We start from the raw sequence: 18702 nt of genomic DNA on the forward strand, positions 1-18702 counted from the left end.
CGCCCAAGCTAGAAGGAAATTCCACCGGGCAGCCCGTTCACCGGGTTGAAGCCGGGGCCGCGGTCCGTGGTGGCCACGTACACCACGCCCGCCGTCACGGCCGCCACGCCCGCCGCCGCGGCCCAGAACCAGGGCTTGCGCAGCACGGAGTCGCTGGACACGAGCGGCTCCTTGGAGTCCTCGCGGCCCTGGGGCAGGGCGGCGCCGGTGAGGAAGGTGTGCACCTGGTCCGCGGCGAAGTCCGCGCTGTTCTTGCCGTCGCGCTTGCCGAAGTCCACCTCCACGCCGCGCAGGCGGTTCTTGGTGCGCACGTCCCACGCCTGCACCTCGCCGTGCAGCCGGCCCTTCTTGTCCTGGAACGTGGCGGCCAGCACCACGTAGCGCGCGTTGAGCCGCTCGGCGATGGCGCCCACCTCCGGCGGCGTGCCGTCCGCGTCGAAGGCGGCCTCCGTGCCGGCCTTCGTCGCCGCGTCACGCAGCGCGGACAGCCCCGGCGCGGAGCCCAGCTTCGTCTTCACCTCCGTGGGGGTGGACGGCTTCACCTCCACGTACGTCGCGAACGGGGCGTAGCCCGGCAGCACCACCTGCACGGGGTAGCGGCCCGGGGACAGCTTCGCGCCGGCCAGCGGCGTCGTGCCCACGTCGCGGCCGCGCACCAGCACGCGCGCGCCCTGGGGCTGGGTGTTCACCACCAGCGTGCCCTGCGGCTGCGCGTTCAATTCGCTCTGCGCCTCCGTGAACACCCGCTGCACGTCCTGGCCGAAGAGGCCCGCGTCCGGGCGCAGCGACGGCTCCGCGAGCAGCGCGTTCGTGAAGGACGCCTTCGCGCCCGCCACGTCGCCGTTGAGGAGCAGGGACGCGCCGTGGAAGAGGTACGTCTCCCCCAGCTTCTCCGGGCGCAGGTCGCCGGGGCGCTGCACGTAGGCCTCCGCGGCCGCCTTGAACTTCACCGCCGCGGCGTCCGGGTCCAGGTTGTCGTACGCCGCGCGGCCCTCTTCGAAGAGGGCGTCCGCCTTGGGGTTGCCCTGGGGCTCCGGGGGCGGGAAGGCGGTCGCCAGGTCCACGAACCGCACGTCGCCCGCGCTGCCCAGCCGCCGGGTGATGGTGTCCTCCAACTTCGCCGCGGCGTCCGTCGCGGCCGACTGGCGGGCCACGCCGAAGACGGCCACCGCGTTGGACTGCGCCGGGCGCACCGCCGGGGCTGGCGCATCCACCACCTTCTTCGGGGCGGCGGGGGTGACGGGCGCGAGCGGGGCCTGGGTGGCCGCCTTGGGCGCCACCGGCGCGTCCGACACGGGGGCCGCGTCATCCGGAGGCGTGAAGGTGTCCTCGGGGACGGCCGCGGGGACCTTCTTGGTGGCGGCGGGGCGCTTCTTCTTCGCGGCGGACTTGCGCTTGGTGGCGGCGTCGGCGGCGGGAGCGCTCAGCACACAGGCGAGCGCGACAGTCAGGGCAAGGCGGGTGGTGTTCACGATTCGGCGGATGCTAGCCGACCGGCGGGGCGGAAGACCAATGCCCACCCGGGACGGAAAAGCGCCCGTCCCGGGTGTGCGGGGACTCCCGTTTTTTCAGACGTCCAGCTCCTGGACCTCACCGGCCTGCTCGGTGATGAACTTGTAACGCGCCGAGACGTCCTTCCCCATCAGGTCGTTGATGATGCGGTCGGTCTCCAGCGCGTTGTCGATGGTGACGCGCAGGCTGATGCGATTCTTCGCATCGAGCGTGGTCGTCTTGAGCTCCTCGGCCGTCATCTCGCCCAGACCCTTGAAGCGCATGATGTTGGGCTTGGCGTTGCCCCTGGCCTTCTCGCGGATGATGCGGTCGCGGTCCGGCTCGTCCAGGGCCCAGTACGTCTCCTTGCCAATGTCCACCCGGTACAGCGGCGGCTGGGCGATGTGCACGGCGCCCGCTTCAATCAGGGGCCGCAGGTGCCGGTAGAAGAACGTGAGCAGCAGCGTGGCGATGTGGTGGCCGTCGCTGTCCGCGTCCATCAGCAGGAAGACGCGGCCGTAGCGCAGCTTCGTGATGTCGAAGTCGGACCCGATGCCGCAGCCCAGCGCGCTGACGATGTCCTGGAGCTCCTTGTTGGTGGCCACCTTGTCGGTGGACGCCTGCTCCGCGTTGAGCACCTTGCCGCGCAGGGGGAGGATGGCCTGGGTGCGCCGGTCGCGGCCCTGCTTGGCGGAGCCGCCTGCGGAGTCACCTTCCACGATGAACAGCTCGCTGGAGGCCGGATCCGTGGACGAGCAGTCCGCCAGCTTCCCGGGGAGGTTCAACCGGTGGCTCACCGCGGACTTGCGGCTGATGGCGGCGGAGGCCGCGCGGGAGGCTTCACGCGCGCGGGCGGCCAGGATGATGCGCGCCAGCAGCGCTTCCGCGATGGACTTGTTGTCGTTGAACCACTTCTCCAGCACCGGGCGCACGGCGCCGTCCACCTGCGCCGTCGTCTCCGGGTTGTTGAGGCGGCCCTTCGTCTGCCCCTGGAACTGGGGCTCCACCACGTACACGGAGAGGATGGCGGTGATGCCCTCGCGGATGTCCTCCGCGGTGAGCGACACGCCCTTGGGCGTCAGGCCGTGCGTCTCGATGTAGTTGCGCATCGCCTTGACGATGGCGGCCCTCAAGCCCGCCTCGTGCGTGCCGCCCAGGTTCGTGGGGATGCCGTTGACGTACGAGCGGATGTGCTCGTCCGTGGCCTCCGTCCACGCCAGCGCCACCTCCAGGCGGACCTCGTTGTCGCGCGAGAAGTAGAACGGCGTGCCGCCCGCGGGGACGATGGGCTTCTGGCGCTCCGACACGACCTTGGTGAGGTATTCGGCGATGCCGCCGTCGTGCTTGAACGTCTCCGTCACGGCGGGGGTGACCGTCTCGTCCTTCCAGACGACCGTCATCCCCTTGTGCAGGTAGCTCTTCGCCTCCAGGCGCTCGCGCACCAGGGCCGCGTCGAACTTCTGCTTCTCCCCGAAGATTTCCGCGTCCGGCTCGAAGGTGATGGACGTGCCGGTGCCGCGCGCGGGGCCCTCCACCTTGAGGGGGCTGGTCGCCTTGCCGCGCGCGTACGACTGCACGTGGCGCTTGCCGTCCTTCTTGATTTCGATGAGCAGCTTGCTGGTGAGCGCGTTCACCACGGAGCTGCCCACGCCGTGCAGACCGCCCGAGTGGATGTAGTTGCCCTGCTCGAACTTGCCGCCCGCGTGCAGCGTCGTGAGGATGACCTCCACGGCGGGCTTCTTGTGCTTGGGCATCATGTCCACGGGGATGCCGCGCCCGTTGTCCACGACGGTGATGGACTTCGCGCCCTTGTGGAGCGTCACTTCGATGAGGGTCGCGAAGCCGTTGATGACCTCGTCCACCGAGTTGTCGACGATCTCCCAGAGCAGGTGGTGGTAGCCGGTGCTGTCGGTTCCACCGATGTACATGGCCGGGCGCTTGCGCACCGGCTCCAGGCCTTCCAGCACCTGGATGTCCGCGCCTGTGTAGGTTTCCTTCTTGGTCGCCATGGCCTTCCCGCTACTCCTTCTTCTCCGGCAGCGGGACGAAGGTGACGGGACGCGCCACCTCCTTCACCGTGTCGCGCTTGGACATCTCGTGGCCCTTGCCGCCGCGGCCCGTCACGCCGAACTTCGCCGGTGACAGGTGCAGCTTGCGGCCCTTCTGCGTCTCGAACTCCAGCGTGGCGTCCTTCTGACTGGCGGGCGCCGCGAGGAAGTCCACCACCTTGTCGCCCGCGTCCACCTTGATGACCTGGACGCCCTTGCCGGGACCGGCCAGCTCGTTCACCTCCGCCACCTTGCAGACCAGGGCGTTGGTCTTCTCCGTGAGGATGGCGAGCAGGTCCTTGTCGCCCACCGGCTGCGTGCCGATGATCTCATCGCCCTCGCCCGTCTTCGCGTAGCGGCGGCCGGCGCGCGTGGAGACCTCCGTGTGCGGCGCCAGCAGGAAGCGCAGGCCCAGGCCCTGGCGCGTCACCGCCACCAGCTTCTCCGGCTGGGGCAGGCGGGCATCCTGGGACAGGGCGCCCACCACGCGCTCGCCATCGTCGAACTTGAACAGCTTCTGCACCGGGTCGCCGTAGCCGGTGGAGGCCGGCACGTCGTTGAAGCGGGTGACGTACGCGGTGCCGAAGTTGCTGAACAGCACCAGGTTCGCCTTCAGGCTGCCGGCGAGCACCGCCATCACCGCGTCGCCTTCACGCAGGCGGGTGGTGGACGGGTCCTTCACCTCGCGAACGCGTTTGATCCACCCGTCGCGCGTGATCACGACGTGGGCGTCCTCGTCCGCGATGAACGCCTCCGCGGAGAACTCCATCTCCTCGGAGCCCGCGCCGCCAATGCGCGTGCGGCGCTTGTCGGTGTACGCGGCCTTGAGGCCGGACAGCTCGTCGTGGATGACGGCCCAGCGCTTCTTCACGTCCTTGAGGATGCCCTCGATGCGCTTGATCTCCGCGCGCTTCTCCTTGAGCTCCTTCTGGACGATGAGGATCTCCAGGCGGGCCAGCTTGTAGAGGCGCATCTCCAGGATGGCGTCCACCTGGACCTCATCCATCTTGAAGCGCGCCATCAACTTCTGGGCGGCGTCTTGCTTGCCCTCCGACTGGCGGATGATCCGGATGATCTCATCCAGCGCGTCGTAGGCCTTCTCGAAGCCTTCGAGGATGTGGACGCGCCGCTTGAGCTCCGCCAGCTCGTGCTCGAACCGCTTCGTCACGATCTCCAGGCGGAAGTCGAGGAAGTAGCGGAGGATGGACTTCAGGTCCAAGCGCTTGGGCGTGCCGACGTCCGGGTTGTCCGACGGCACGAGGCACGTCAGGTTCACGCCGAAGTTCGTCTGCAGGGGCGTGTGCTTGTAGAGGTACGCCATCACCAGCTCGGGGTTGGCGTCCTTCTTGAGCTCCAGCACGATGCGCACGTCCGTGGTGGACTCGTCGCGCACGTCGGTGATGAGCGGCAGCTTGCGCTCGCGCACCAGCTCGCCAATCTTCGCGACGAGCGTGGACTTGTTCACCGTGTACGGGATGGAGGTGACGACGATCATCTGACCGCCGCGCTTGAGCTCCTCCAGCTTGTACTCGCCGCGGATCCGGACGGAGCCCTGGCCCGTCTCGTAGATTTCGCGCAGCTCCTTCTTGTCGTTGAGGATCTGCCCGCCGGTGGGGAAGTCCGGCCCCTTGATCCACTTGAGCAGGTCCTTGGTCTGCAGCTCCGGATCCGCGATGAGCGCCAGGAGCGCGTCCACCAGTTCGCCCAGGTGGTGGGGCGGGATGTTGGTGGCCATGCCCACCGCGATGCCGGTGGTGCCGTTCATCAACAACTGCGGCACGCGCGCCGGGATGACGACGGGCTCTTCGCGGGTGCCGTCGTAGTTGGGGCGGAAGCGGACGGTCTTGCTGTCCAGCTCACCCAGTAGCTCCGTGGCCAGCTTCTCCAGGCGGCACTCGGTGTAGCGGTAGGCGGCGGCGGAGTCGCCGTCCAGCGAGCCGAAGTTGCCGTGGCCGTCCACCAGCGGGTAGCGCAGGGAGAAGTCCTGCGCCATGCGCACGAGCGCGTCGTAGATGGCCGTGTCGCCGTGCGGGTGGTAGCGGCCCATGATGGCACCGACGACCTGCGCGCACTTCTGGTACTTCGTGTCGAACGACAGGTTCAGGTCGTTCCACATGCCGTAGAGGATGCGGCGCTGCACCGGCTTGAGGCCGTCGCGCACGTCGGGCAGGGCGCGCGAGGTGATGACCGACAGGGCGTAGTTGAGGTACCGGCGGCGCGCTTCCTCGGCCAGGCCCGCGGGCAGGCTGTCTCCGCCACCGGCGCCGGACCCGCCGCCGCCTCCCTTTCCTCCGCCCCCGGCCGGGCCTCCCTGCTTCTTGCGCGACTTCGTTTCGGCGTCTGCGAGCATGGTCATGGAATCCAGATGTTTTTCACACGGGCCGGCCGGCCGGGCGTAACGCGGCGCGCGGGCGTGCCGCCGTGCGCGTTGCGACTACCAGTCGGGTCGGACCCTCGACGTCAGATGGGCGGGACTACCATGGGCCTCTGACATTGAGAACGAATTCGGGTGGTTGCGTCGGCTCCAGCCCGGAACTTCTGCACGCCCGTGCAGTCCTGTGCCTGCTTGAAACCCACCGCCAACCCCCCGGAATTCCGAGGGGAGTGGGGCCCGGGCCTGACTGGCGGCCTGCTGGGACTAGCCGTTGTCGCCGTTGGGGTTGGCGCGGGGCTTCTTGCCCTCCGCGTCAGGGGCGCGGCCCCAGCCGCTGCCGCGCTTGAAGATCTGCACGCCCCGGCCGGAGCCGCCACCGGCCATCCCGTTGATGGTGGCGGTGAGGGCCTTGCTCCCCGGCGGGTGGTAGATGACGCGCACCTTGCGGGCGGAGGGCAACAGCGCGCTGGTGGCGTCCACCAGCAGGTAGACCGTGGCGCCGTCCGTCTGGATGCGCTCCGGGTCCTGCCGGTTGTTGAGGTCCGCGAGCAGCTCGCCCGAGTCCGCGCTGGTGGCGTCCGAGCCCAGCTGGCGGATCTTCACGCGCAGGGCCGTCTCCGGGGGGGCGTCCTGGCGTTTGTACTCCCGCACGCCCTGGATGACGATCGCCAGGTCCGCGCCGTTCTCCGGGGCCTTGCTGGTGGGCAGGTGGAGGCCGGACTGGACGCTGGAGTCGGTGTCCAGGAAGAGGGTGACGTTGGCGCAGCGCTGCTTGCACTCCTCGCCGAACGGGTCCTTGTTGAACTTCAGGCGCATGGCGAAGTCGCTGCCCTGGGGCCCGATGGTGGCGTCCACGATGACGGGACGCTCGTCGTCCGGTGATGGCTTGTAGCGGAACGTGGAGGAGGTCCGCCCCGCGGCGGAGACGGTCGCGCTGACCAGCAGCGAGCAGGCGAGCAGGGTGGGCAGGCGCTTCACGGACGGAGACCTCCTGACGGCGTGGGGCATCAAAAAAGTGGCATTCAAAGGGAACTGCCCCCGGGGCGGCAAGCCTGGGGCGTAGAGTGGCCGTCTGGAGGACAACCATGCCCACGCCGTACGTACGCCAGCTCAAGCTCGGACCGATGGACAACTTCGTCTACCTCGTGGGTCCCCAGGACGGCCCGGAGGTGGTGGTGGTGGATCCGGCGTGGGACGTGCCGGCCATCGAGGCGGCGGTGGCGCGGGACGGCAAGCGCGTGGTGGGCGCGTTCGTGTCGCACTGCCACGGGGACCACATCAACGGCCTGGAGGAGCTGCTGTCACGCCACGACGTGCCGGTGTACGCGCAGGCGGAGGAGGTTGCCTTCTCCAGCGACCTGCGCAAGCGGGGTGGGGACGCGCTCAAGCTCCTGAAGGCGGGCGACGCGGTGCCGGTGGGCGCGCGCACGTTCCACGCGCTGCACACGCCCGGGCACACGCCGGGGTCGCACTGCCTGCTGGCGGAGGACGCGCTCGTGTCCGGGGACACGGTCTTCATCAACGGGTGCGGCCGGTGCGACTTCCCGGGAGGCAACCCGGAGGACATGTACCGCTCGCTGTCGCAGGTGCTGGCGAAGGTGCCGGACACCGCGCGGCTGTACCCAGGGCACGACTACGCGGACGTGCCGGTGGCCCAGATGGAGGCCATCCGCCAGAAGAACCCGTACTTCGGCTTCCCGGACATGGCGTCGTTCGTGGCCTTCCGGATGCGCCCGCGACGGTGACCCAACACGTCCGGGCCTTTCTGACACCCGCGGAGATTTCGCGCACGGGCACATTCGCGACAGTCCTGAAGTAGACTTCAAGCCAGGGAAGCTCGGGAAAGGGCTCCCACTTGCCTTGAGGGGACGCGCGATGCCCGTGGAGATCAACTCGGTCGCCTTGAAGGACGGGGACGCGAAGACGTGGGCGGACGGCGCCTACGCGTACGCGCGGTCGACGGACCGCACCCGGCTGAATCATCTGACGAAGGTGGGGCTGCGCAACACGCTCCGGTCGTGGATCGCCTCCAAGCCGTGGTCGTTTCCGAAGGGCACGAAGCTGGGCTCCTTCGAGACCACGTTCGGCATGACGAACACCGCGCCCAAGGCCTACTGGAAGGCCTTCGCCAGCAAGGGCGAGTTCTACATGCACCTGATGTACGAGGCCGACGCCCGCTGCCAGCGCAACCGCGAGCTGGAGCAGGAGCTGGCGGAGGACGTCCTGGAGCATGCCCGGACCCGCCAGACGCTGAATGACCTGCGCAGGGCGCTGGGGCAGTACCTCTGGGACCACGACAGTTGGGGCGGCGCCATCAGCCACGTCGTGACGACGTACTCGCCCTTCAACCTGCTGCCCAACATGACGGGCAGCTACAACGAAGCCAACTCGTACCCGTCCTACGAGCGCCGCTCGTGGGAGAAGCTGGGCGGCAACCTCAACCCCCTCAACCTGGTGATGAACCTGACGGTGCAGCCGCTGTACGACTACAGCGTGCGCAGCAAGGACCGGGTGAGCCTGAGCTACGACAGGCGGGACTTCTCCGTCGCGGAGAACGTGGCCATCCTCCACGACCTGAAGGAGCTGTTCAGCCCCGTTGGCAACAGCCGGGCCCTGATCTCCGTGCACAAGGAGCTGGTCCCGCATCCGTACCAGGGGGCGACGAGCCCGGACCGGCCCCGGCGTTGGGCGACGGACGGCAGGTCCCGCGTGGATGTGCTGAAGAAGGACCTCTCGCGCTACCTCGGCGATCCGCACCAGGACCGCCGGCAGGTGAGCTGGGATCAGGGGCGCAAGGGCGCGGGCACGCGCAACGAGGACTCGCCGGACACGGAGACGGCGCGAGAGCACCACATGCCCATCGAGACCGGGCGCTCGCACACGGCGGCCCGCCTGTTCGAGATGGTCAGCCTGCTGCGGCCCGGAGACGACGCGAACGATGATGCGCACGCGCTCTTCGCGGCACGGATGAAGGCCATGGCCTTCGGCATCTTCGGATACTGGAACGCGGACCAGTCCGTGGGCGGCTACCCCAAGAGCCTCACGCCGGTGCACACCTACCACGAGGTGATGGACCCGGCGCAGGACTACCTCGATGACATCTACGAGCACCCCTTCACGTACGACGACGTGAGCGCCTGGCTGCGGACCTGAGCGCTCGCGCCGTTCACACCCGCCGCGCGCGGGCCATGGGCGGCATCTTCACGCCGCCTCCCGGCTTCGCGTGCAGGGCCCAGTACGCGGACACGCCCAGCAGGGCCACCGACAGGAGCGTCCACAGGGCCGCCCAGATGATGGACGGCACCCACGTCTCGCTGGCGAGGATGGCCGCGTCGCTCTGCGCGCGCACCGCGCTGTTCCACAGGTCGTCCCTCAGGTCGAAGAGGACGTAGAGCGCCGTGAAGGCCGCGAGGAACAGGTTGAGCGCGTCCACCAGCCCCGTGGGCAGGAAGCGCGCGCCCAGCCCCATGGCCAGCGCCATGCCCAGGCAGAAGGCCAGGGTGAAGAGGTCCCCCGCGTAGAAGAAGCCCATCATCGCCAGCCACACGGACGCCGCGCCCATCACCGCGCGGCCCAGCCGGAAGCGGAAGGTGGCCAGCATCAGCCCCGCGCCCGCCACCGCGCTGCCCAGGTACCCCGCCGACGACACGACGATGCGGTTGAAGACGCCGGGCGGCAGGCGGGAGAAGCAGCTTCCGCCCTCGTTCACCTGGAGGTGGACCCGGTCCACCGAGCCCCCCACGAGCAGCGCGGCGAGCGCATGCCCGCTCTCATGCATCATCACCACCAGCACCTTCACCGGCCACAGCACCGGCGAATACCAGAAGTACCAGGACGCCCCCATCAGGAGGACGAGCAGCGCCAGCCTTCCGAAATCCAGTGTCGCCCCGCTCGCGGTCCGCATCGTGGGTCCCCTCCTGCCTGGACACCGGAACATCCAAGCGCGTTCCATCTTCCGCGAAAACGCGCGCCCCGGACACCGGAACGGTCGCGCCGGGGCGGCGGACGGGGTAGGGATGGGGCACCATGAAGAAGACGCTCCTTCTCCTCTCGCTCGTGGCTGCCCCGGCCTTCGCCGGGGAAGGGAAGTGGACCCCCCAGCAGGTGCTGGAACTGAGCCCCGCCTGGCTCAAGGCCCAGGGCCTCCAGCTGCCGCCCAGCAAGCTCTGGGACCCCAAGCGGGGCACGGGCCTGCTCGCGGGCACGGTGAACACCGGCGGCTGCTCCGGGTCGTTCATCTCCGCCTCCGGCCTCATCATCACCAACCACCACTGCGCCTTCTCCATCATCCAGGAGCACAGCTCCCCGCAGAAGGACCTCATCTCCGACGGCTTCCTCGCGAAGAGCCAGGCGGAGGAGCTCCCGGGCAAGGGCTCGCGCGTGCAGGTGCCGCGCGGCTTCAAGGACGTGACGGCGGAGGTGAACGCCGCCGTGCCGCAGGGCGCGGACGACCTCGCGCGCTACAAGGCCATCGACCGCAAGCAGAAGGAGCTGGTGGCCGAGTGCGAGAAGCGCCCCGCCACCCGCTGCCAGGTGGCCACCTTCGATGGCGGCGTGAACTACACGCTGGTGGACGCGGTGGAGTTGCAGGACGTGCGCCTGGTCTACGCGCCGCCGCGCGCCGTGGGTGAGTACGGCGGGGAAGAGGACAACTGGATGTGGCCGCGCCACACCGGCGACTTCGCCATCATCCGCGCGTACACCGCGCCGGACGGCGCCTCCGCGGCGTTCAGCGACAAGAACGTGCCCTACAAGGCGGAGTTCTTCTTCCCGCTGTCCACGCAAGGCGTGAAGCCGGGCGACTTCGTGATGGTGCTGGGCTACCCGGGCACCACCTTCCGCACGCTGCTCGCGGACGAGATGGCGGAGCGCCAGGCGCGCTACTACCCGGCCATCCGGGACGTGCTGGGCGAGGCCATCCGCATCCTGGAGGCCGAAGGGGAGAAGGACCCGGCCGGGAAGATCGCCGTGGCCTCGCAGCTCAAGGGCCTGCACAACGTCTACAAGAACGCGGGCGGGCAGCTGGCGGGCCTCAAGCGCGGCCACATCGTGGAGAAGCAGCGCGACGCGGAAGCCGCCACCGTGGCCTGGGCCCAGAAGGACAGCGCGAAGTGGGGCGAGGCGCTGAAGGCCCGCGAGGCGCTGCTCGCGGAGCAGCAGGAGTCCAACAAGACCTTCGACCGCGAGTTCCTCCTGAACCTGTCCGGCCGCCTGGCGCGTGGGCCCGCGCTGGCCACGTCCGTGTCCCGGCTGGCCATGGAGCGCGCGAAGCCGGACCTGGAGCGCCGCCCGGAGTACATGGACCGCGAGCTGCCGCGCATCAAGGACCGCCTGGAGCGCGAGCAGAAGAACCTCTTCATCCCCTCGGACAAGGCGCTCCTGCACGCGTTCGTGAAGCGCGCGCAGGCGCTGCCCCAGGACGCGCGCATCGCGGCCGTGGATGCCACGTTCGGCAAGACGTACTCGCAGAAGGACGTCTCCGCGAAGATCGACTCGCTCTACGCGGGCTCCAAGGTGCTCACCCTGGCGGAGCGCCTGAAGATGGCGGACGAGTCCGTGGGGCAGCTCGCCGCGCGCCGCGACCCCCTGCTGGCGTTCGGCATGGAGCTGGCGAAGGAGCAGGCCGCGCTGGATGACACACGCGACCGCCGTCAGGGCGCGTCCTCCCGGCTGCGGCCGGCGTGGCGCAAGGCGGTGATGGCGCAGGCGGGCAAGCCCATTGCTCCGGACGCCAACAGCACGCTGCGCGTGTCGTTCGCCAAGGTGCAGGGCTACACGCCGCGCGACGGCGCGCTGTACCTGCCGCAGACGACGCTGTCGGGGATGATCCAGAAGCACACCGGCGAGGAGCCCTTCAACGCGCCGGAGAAGGTGCGCGCGGCCGCGGCGGCGAAGAAGTTCGGGCAGTGGGTGGACCCGCGGCTGAAGGACGTGCCGGTGGACTTCCTGGCGGACGCGGACACCACGGGCGGCAACTCCGGCAGCCCCACGGTGAACGGCAAGGGGCAGCTCGTCGGCGTGAACTTCGACCGCGTGTGGGAGAACGTCGCGAACGACTTCGGCTACAATCCGGACGTGGCCCGGAACGTCAACGTGGACGTGCGCTACCTGCTGTGGCAGCTCGACCAGGTCGAGGACGCGGACGCGCTCCTGCGTGAGCTCAACATCCGCAAGGGCAAGCCGGTGGCCAAGGAGGCGCGCTGACATGTCGGACGCGGGAGCGGGACCCAGGCCTCTTCCCACCTTCCGCCCCGACGAACGGGTGTGCGGCAACTGCAAGCTCTGGAGTCCGCACTCCGAGGATCACCGCGGCTGGGTGGGGCCGTGCCGCGTGTACACGTCGCGCGGCCTGTTCCCACCCTCCGCGCCCATCTGTGACAAGTACGCGCCCCGGGGCTCCGCGGCCCCGGCGCCCGTGGTTTCGAGCACGCGGACCCGCGCTCCGCGCAGCGTGGCGCCCGTGGTGGTGCGCCACCGCGCGGATCCGCACGAAGTGGTGGACCTGGAAGGGCTGAACATGACGCGCGAAGAGCTGATGGACATCTTCCGGGAGGCGGCGGGCCTGAGCGATCCGCCGCTCGCGGGCAAGTGGGAGGGCGGCACGGTGCGGCTGGTGCCGGGCAACCCGGAGCTCCAGGCGAAGGACATGCCCATCGACAGCCTGTTCCACAAGGTGACGATGGTGCGCGACCGCATCCGCGTGTTGGAGCAGAAGCTCAACGCCCACCCCAAGCTCTCGGACGCGGAGAAGGCGGAGATGCAGGGCTACATCACCCGCGTCTACGGTTCGCTCACCAGCTTCAACCTCCTCTTCAAGGAGAAGGGCGACCAGTTCGTGGGCAGCAAGGGCGAGGAGTAACGCCCCCGGACCTCACGGCCGCTGGCCGCGCTCCTCCATCACGGTGAGGGCGCGCTGGCGGCCGCGGTGCAGGGCGCTCTTCACGGTGCCCTCCGGGATGCGCAGCAGCCGGGCGATTTCCGCGGAGCCCAGGCCGCGCACCTCGCGCAGGTAGAGCACCTGCCGCTGCTGGGGGTTCACCTCCTCCAGCGCTTCGTGGAAGTGCTGCTGCATCTGCGTGCCCATGGCGTGGGCCTCCGGCGACACGGCCTCCTGGGGCGCGTGCGTCAGCCGCTCCCGGCGCCTGCGCGCGCGCAGCCAGTTGATGCTGCTGTTGACCATCACCCGGTGCAGCCAGGTCGTCCACGTCGCGCGTCCATCCAGTCCCGGGGGCTGCCGCGACAGGCGCAGGAACACGTCCTGCACCACGTCCTCCGCGTCGTCGGTGTCCCCCACGATGCGCCGGGCGATGGCCAGCGCCCGGGGGCGGTGCAGGGCGTACAAATCATCCAGGGTGGGGAAGGGGAGGACGGCGGCGTGCGGGCCCATGGCGGACGGTCTCCTGTGTCTTCCCGTGAAACGAACGGGCCCGCGAAAGGGTCTATGGCCCTGGAGGGCATGCGACTGAAGGGCCGTGTTTCCGCCCGGACAGCCGGTGCGCACCTTCCGGGCCAGGGGGAGGCCGCCACATGGCTCAGCTGGCCGAGTACGGACGCAGGAGGCCGTTCATGCCCCGGCGGCGGCAGGGCAACGGCATCATGGACCTGCTCCTGGGCCGCCCGCTCACCAGCGCCCAGGCGATGCAGGAGAAGACGGGCGTCCTCACCGGCGTGGCGCTCCTGGGGCTGGATGCGCTGTCGTCCGCCGCGTACGGCCCGGAGGCCGCGCTCACCGTGCTGCGCCCGCTGGGGGCCACGGGCGTGTGGCTGCTCTTCCCCATCACCGCCGCCATCGTCGGGCTCCTGCTGATTGTCGCGAGCTCGTACGCGCAGACCATCGCCGCGTACCCGAGCGGCGGCGGCGCGTACACCGTGGCGAAGCAGAACCTGGGGCGGGGCGCGGGGCTGCTCGCGGCGACGGCGCTGATGCTGGACTACCTGCTCAACGTGGCGGTGGGCATCTCCGCGGGCACGGGCGCGCTGGTGTCCGCGGTCCCCGCCCTGCGGCCGCACACGCTGCCCATCACCCTGGGCCTCCTGGCGCTGCTCACCCTGGTGAACCTGCGCGGCGTCAGCGAGGCGGGCGCCGTGTTCGTCGTGCCCACCTGGTTCTTCATCACGTCGTTGAGCGTGGTGCTGGCCGTGGGCCTCTTCAAGCTGGCCATGGGTGAGGCAACGCCCGTGCAGCAGCCGCCGCCCCTGGCGGTGCCCACCGCGTCCCTGGGGGCGTGGCTGGTGATTCGCGCCTTCGCCAGCGGGTGCACGGCGATGACGGGCGTGGAGGCCATCAGCAACGCCGTGCCCATCTTCCGCGACCCCTCCATCCGCCGCGCGCGCGTCACGCTGGGCGTCATCGTGGGCATCCTGGTGACGATGCTCCTGGGCATCGCGCTCCTGTGCCGGGCGTACGGCGTGGGCGCCACGGACCCGGACGGCGCGAACTACCAGACGGTGCTCTCGCAGCTCATCGCGGCGGTGATGGGGCGCGGCGTCTTCTACTACGTGGCCATGGCCGCCATCCTCTGCGTGCTCGCGCTGTCCGCGAACACCAGCTACGCGGGCTTCCCGCTCGTCTGCCAGGTGCTGGCGCGCGAGCGCTACCTGCCGCCGGGCTTCGCCCACCGGGGTCGCAGGCTCGCCCTGTCGCGAGGCATCCTCACCCTGTCCGGGCTCGCGGCCGTGCTGCTCATCGTGTGCAAGGGCATCACGGACCGGCTGATTCCCCTGTTCGCCATTGGCGCGCTGATGGCCTTCACCCTGTCCCAGGCGGGCATGGTGGTGCACTGGAGCCGGCACCGGGAGGAGGGCTGGCGGTGGCGCCGGGCCCTCAATGGCGCGGGCGCGGTGATGACGGCGCTCACGCTGTGCATCGTGGGCGTGTCCAAGTTCATGCACGGCGGCTGGGCCGCGTTCGTCCTCGTGCCCGTGGGCCTGCTGGTGCTCTCCCGCGTCCACGCCGCGTACACGCGCACGCGGCGGGCGACGGAGCTGAAGCGGCCCGTGCGTCTGTCGGCCCCGTCTCCGATTGTCGCCGTGGTGCCCGTGGACCGCTGGTCCCACGCGTCGGAGACGGCGCTGCGCTTCGCGCTGACGCTGAGCGACGACGTGCGCGCGGTGCACATCTGCAGCGGTGACACCGACGAGGCGGCGCTGGACTCGCAGTGGCAACACTTCGTCCAGGCGCCGCTCCAGGAGCGTGGACGGAGGCCCCCGCCGCTCGTGCACGTGGGGTCGCCGTATCGCGCGCTGGTGTGGCCGCTGAGGGACTACGTGGACGCGCTGCTGGAGGAGGTGCCGGGCGGCACCGTGGCCATGGTGCTGCCAGAGCTGCTGGAGACGCGCTGGTACCGGGCCATGTTCTACGGCCGCCGCTCGGAGCTGCTGCGCAGCGCGCTGCTGTTGTCCGGCGAGCGGCGCCTGGTGGTGGTCAGCGTGCCCTGGTACCTGCGCACGCGCGCGCACCCGGCGCCGCACTCCGCGTGGGGCGACTCCGCCCACCCTGGAGACAACGGGTAGGGCGGAAGCGCCTTCGACGTCACTCCTGCTCGTCCTGCTTCGTCAGGCCCCAGTCCTTCAGGCGCTTGAAGAGGGTGGAGCGCGCGAGGCCCAGCTCGCGCGCCACGCGCTCGCGGTTGTTGTTGAAGCGGCGCAGCGCGGTTTCGATGATCTGCCGCTCCAGCTTCTCCAGCATCTGCTCCAGCGTCATGCCCGGCGGCAGCTCCGGCACGGTGATGCCCGTCTCGCGGTTGACCTCCTGGTCGAAGGAGAGGTCGCTCGCGTCGATGGACGGGCCCTTGCGCAGCAGCAGCGCGCGGTGCACCACGTTGCGCAGCTCGCGGATGTTGCCCGGCCACGCGTGCTGCTGGAGCCGCTCCAGCGCGGCCGGCGTGAAGCGCACCGTCTGTCCGCGCGGGGCGAACGCGCGCACGAAGTGCTCCGCCAGCGCCACCACGTCCCCCCGGCGGTTGCGCAGGGGCGGCAGGTGCAGGGGCACGACGCACAGGCGGTAGTACAGGTCCTCGCGGAAGCGGCCCTCGCGCGCCGCCGCCAGCAGGTCGCGGTTGGTGGCCGCCACCACGCGCACGTCCACGTGCAGGGGGCGGCTCGCGCCCACGCGCTTGATTTCGCCGCTCTCCAGCGCGCGCAGGAGCTTCGCCTGGAGGTCCAGGGGCAGCTCGCCAATCTCGTCCAGGAACAGCGTGCCGCCGTCCGCCTCCTCGAAGGCGCCCTTGCGCGCGCCCACGGAGCCGGTGAACGCGCCCTTCTCGTGGCCGAACAGCTCGCTCTCAATCAGCTCCTTGGAGATGGCGGCGCAGTTGACCGGGATGAGCGGCCGGTTCGCGCGCGGCGAGCACGCGTGCAGCGCGTTCGCCACCAGCTCCTTGCCCGTGCCGGACTCGCCCAGGATGGTGACGGCCGCGGTGGACGGTGCCACGCGTTGGATCAGGTCCGTGAGCTGCCGCACGGACGGGTCGCCGCCGAGGATGCCGTGGAAGGCCTGCGCCTCCTTCTTGGCCGCGGGCACGGTCTCCAGGACGAGCTCCGCCTCGCCCACGCGCAGCGTGGTGGGCAGCGTCACCTCCGCCTCGAAGAGGCGCACCGGGCCCAGCCACGTGCCGTTGGTGGAGCGCAGGTCCACGACGTGGAAGACGCCGTCGCGGCGAGTCACCTTCAGGTGCCGGCCGGAGATGAACCGGTCCTGGAGCACCAGGTCGTTGCCCGCGTCCTTGCCCACCGTGAAGCTGTCGCCGGTGAGCCGGTGCACGGCCTCCGTGCCGCCCTGCCTCACGCGCAGCTGCGCGGGCTGCCAGCGCTGCGAGTCCCGGCCCTGCACGGCGGTGGCGCTGCCGGCCTCCGTGGCCGCGTCCGCGTCGTCGCTGGCGCCGTGCTGGCGGAACACCGCGCGCCACTGGCCCAATTCAATGTCCGCGCCGTCCGGCAGGTCCGCGCGCTCCACCACCGCGCCCGCGACCTTCGTGCCCTTGCCGGAGAGGTCCTCCACGCGGCACTGCTGGCCATCCCACAGGAGGGCCACCTGCTGGCGGCTCACCTCCGGATCCGGAATGGCCACGTCGCTGGAGTCGCCCCGGCCGAGCACCACCCGCGCCCGGTCCACCGCCACCCGCAGCACTTCCTCGCCTCGACGGAAGAACACCAGCTCCGGCATTACGAACTCTCTCCCAAGCCCGGACACCCCGGGGCCGCGCGCAGCGCTTTACACGGCGCGTGCGCGGGCATCAACCGGGGGCCTACCGCTTGGGACCGAAGCGGGGGCTGCTCACCATGCCGGTGAGCCGGCCGCCGCGCCAACCCGGGTTGTCCCGGTCCTGCGGCAGCATGTTCACGGCGAGCGCCAGGGGGCCCAGCCGCTGCTGGAAGGCCTGCTCGAACTTCAGCCGCACGTCCAGCCCCAGCTCGCTGTACTCCAGCCGGCGGCCCAGCTTCAGCGTGCCGGTGCCGGAGCCCTCCAGGTCCTCGCTCTTGAGGTTCAGGTCGCGCACCGTGCCCATGCCCTTGTCGAACTGGAGGTCGCCCTTGAGCTCGCCCAGCGCCACGCGCGGCAGCTCCATGGGCATGGCCGGGCCGCCGCCCATGGGGATGGCTGCCTTGCCACCCTTGATGGTGAGCCCCTGGGTGTCCAGCGCCACCGTGCCGGAGGCCTGGGACCAGTCCACCGGCTGGCCGCGAATCAGGGTGCCCGGCGCGCTGAGCGCGAGCTTCGCGTTGAGGGTGCCCTCCATGTCCACGCCGGTGTACGCCGGCAGGTTGCCGCCGCCGGCCTGCACGCCGTCCACGTCCACGTTCAGCGACGTGCCGCTCAGGCCGCCCACGTGGATGTTCACCGTGCCGCCCATGCCCTTCAGCTTCATCACCAGGCCGGGCGGGAAGAGGGCCGGGCGCAGGGCCACGCTGTCGAAGATGAGCGCCTCGCCCAACTCGTCCTTGCCCAGCCCGCCGGACTCGCCCCGGGCGAGCGCCGCGACGGACTCCGCGCCCAGCGGCGTGGGCGGCTTGCTCAGCCGCACGTTGGTGGCGGTGACGCCGGACAGGCCGGGACGCAGGCTGTCCATGCGCACCGCCATCCCGTGGGCCGCGGCCTCCGTCACCAGCCGCGAGCGGACCGCGTCATAGGGAAACGTGAGCAGCAGGCAGAGGATGAACGCCACCACCGCGAAGGCGGCGTAGCCCAGGACGAGCTTCCAGCGGGCGGTCTTGGTTTCAGTGGCCATGGGCTATTGCTTCATCCGGTAGGTGGCGACGGTTGTCCACGCCGTCAGGGTGTCCGTGGCGGGCCGGGGCTCCACGCGCAGGTACTTCACCTTCACGATGCCCGGGCCCGTCTCCACCGTGCGCAGGAAGTCCGTCAGCTTGCGCAGGTCCACGTCCGTGAAGGTCAGCTCCACGGAGCTTTCGATGATCTTCCCGTCCCCCACTCCCACGTCGCCCTTGGGCGTCATGTTGGGGACGGTGAGGCCCGCGGCGGTGGCCTTGTCTTCAATGTACGTAATCAGCCGCACGTTGCTCTGGGTGAGCTGCTGCTCCACGTTCTGCCGCTCCGCCTGCGCCTGGCCGTAGCTGATGGCCAGCGCCTGGACCTCCTGCAGCTTCGCCAGCTTGTCCTGCGTGCGCCGGCGGTAGCCCTGCGCGCTGTTGGCGAAGCTGAAGAGGGTGACGAAGAGCACGAACACCAGCACCGCGGAGCTGGCCAGCGCCACGAGCTTGCGCTCGCGGTCGGAGAGCCGCTCGAACCACGTCTGGAGGGGCGCGAAGAGTTCCTTGAGCTTTCCCATG

General features: G+C 70.2%; 14 protein-coding genes. 5 read left to right on the top strand and 9 right to left on the bottom strand.

What is annotated here, in order from left to right:
• Nucleotides 1-8: 8 nt before the first annotated feature.
• The 4 genes from JYJ93_RS15285 to JYJ93_RS15300 form a co-directional block, all read right to left on the bottom strand.
• Nucleotides 9-1472 (bottom strand): PEGA domain-containing protein, encoded by a 1464-nt coding sequence (locus JYJ93_RS15285; protein ID WP_269012615.1) that lies wholly within the window; start codon nucleotides 1470-1472, stop codon nucleotides 9-11.
• A gap of 96 nt (nucleotides 1473-1568) precedes the next feature.
• On the bottom strand, nucleotides 1569-3500 hold the full coding sequence (locus JYJ93_RS15290) for a DNA topoisomerase IV subunit B (RefSeq protein ID WP_206791828.1): 1932 nt from the start codon (nucleotides 3498-3500) through the stop codon (nucleotides 1569-1571).
• Nucleotides 3501-3510: 10 nt separating this feature from the next.
• Complete coding sequence (locus tag JYJ93_RS15295; protein WP_206791830.1) at nucleotides 3511-5889, bottom strand: DNA topoisomerase IV subunit A; 2379 nt, start codon at nucleotides 5887-5889, stop codon at nucleotides 3511-3513.
• A gap of 288 nt (nucleotides 5890-6177) precedes the next feature.
• Nucleotides 6178-6891: a hypothetical protein gene (locus JYJ93_RS15300; RefSeq protein WP_206791832.1), complete on the bottom strand. Its 714-nt coding sequence runs from the start codon at nucleotides 6889-6891 to the stop codon at nucleotides 6178-6180.
• A 107-nt stretch (nucleotides 6892-6998) separates the two neighbouring features.
• On the opposite strand from JYJ93_RS15300, the gene JYJ93_RS15305 reads away from it, so the two are divergent.
• Together JYJ93_RS15305 and JYJ93_RS15310 are read left to right on the top strand one after the other, a co-directional pair.
• Nucleotides 6999-7658: an MBL fold metallo-hydrolase gene (locus JYJ93_RS15305; protein ID WP_206791834.1), complete on the top strand. Its 660-nt coding sequence runs from the start codon at nucleotides 6999-7001 to the stop codon at nucleotides 7656-7658.
• 130 nt (nucleotides 7659-7788) lie between these two features.
• A complete protein-coding gene (locus JYJ93_RS15310) occupies nucleotides 7789-9066 on the top strand; it encodes a hypothetical protein (RefSeq protein WP_206791836.1) in 1278 nt (425 codons plus the stop codon).
• Nucleotides 9067-9079: 13 nt separating this feature from the next.
• Here JYJ93_RS15310 and JYJ93_RS15315 read toward each other — a convergent pair whose 3' ends face one another.
• A complete protein-coding gene (locus JYJ93_RS15315) occupies nucleotides 9080-9817 on the bottom strand; it encodes a M50 family metallopeptidase (RefSeq protein WP_206791838.1) in 738 nt (245 codons plus the stop codon).
• A 122-nt stretch (nucleotides 9818-9939) separates the two neighbouring features.
• Between JYJ93_RS15315 and JYJ93_RS15320 the strand changes: the two genes are divergently transcribed.
• A complete protein-coding gene (locus tag JYJ93_RS15320) occupies nucleotides 9940-12117 on the top strand; it encodes a S46 family peptidase (RefSeq protein WP_206791847.1) in 2178 nt (725 codons plus the stop codon).
• Between the two features lies 1 nt (nucleotide 12118).
• A complete protein-coding gene (locus tag JYJ93_RS15325) occupies nucleotides 12119-12772 on the top strand; it encodes a hypothetical protein (RefSeq protein ID WP_206791849.1) in 654 nt (217 codons plus the stop codon).
• Nucleotides 12773-12784: 12 nt separating this feature from the next.
• Here the strand turns inward: JYJ93_RS15325 and JYJ93_RS15330 are convergent, their stop codons facing one another.
• Nucleotides 12785-13300, bottom strand: coding sequence for an RNA polymerase sigma factor (locus JYJ93_RS15330; protein ID WP_206791850.1), 516 nt, complete (start codon nucleotides 13298-13300; stop codon nucleotides 12785-12787).
• Nucleotides 13301-13440: 140 nt separating this feature from the next.
• On the opposite strand from JYJ93_RS15330, the gene JYJ93_RS15335 reads away from it, so the two are divergent.
• On the top strand, nucleotides 13441-15426 hold the full coding sequence (locus tag JYJ93_RS15335) for an APC family permease (protein WP_242543818.1): 1986 nt from the start codon (nucleotides 13441-13443) through the stop codon (nucleotides 15424-15426).
• 19 nt (nucleotides 15427-15445) lie between these two features.
• Here the strand turns inward: JYJ93_RS15335 and JYJ93_RS15340 are convergent, their stop codons facing one another.
• The 3 genes from JYJ93_RS15340 to gspM all read right to left on the bottom strand — a co-directional run bounded on the left by JYJ93_RS15340 (nucleotide 15446) and on the right by gspM (nucleotide 18701).
• Entirely contained in the window at nucleotides 15446-17077 is a 1632-nt protein-coding gene (locus JYJ93_RS15340; protein WP_206791860.1) for a sigma 54-interacting transcriptional regulator, read from the bottom strand.
• An 82-nt stretch (nucleotides 17078-17159) separates the two neighbouring features.
• Nucleotides 17160-18140 (bottom strand): type II secretion system protein GspN, encoded by a 981-nt coding sequence (gene gspN / locus JYJ93_RS15345; protein WP_206791862.1) that lies wholly within the window; start codon nucleotides 18138-18140, stop codon nucleotides 17160-17162.
• 3 nt (nucleotides 18141-18143) lie between these two features.
• Nucleotides 18144-18701 (bottom strand): type II secretion system protein GspM, encoded by a 558-nt coding sequence (gene gspM / locus JYJ93_RS15350; RefSeq protein ID WP_206791871.1) that lies wholly within the window; start codon nucleotides 18699-18701, stop codon nucleotides 18144-18146.
• Between the last annotated feature and the right edge of the window lies 1 nt (nucleotide 18702).

Origin of the sequence: Corallococcus sp. NCSPR001, from assembly GCF_017309135.1 — a bacterium.
Taxonomy (GTDB): Bacteria; Myxococcota; Myxococcia; order Myxococcales; family Myxococcaceae; genus Corallococcus.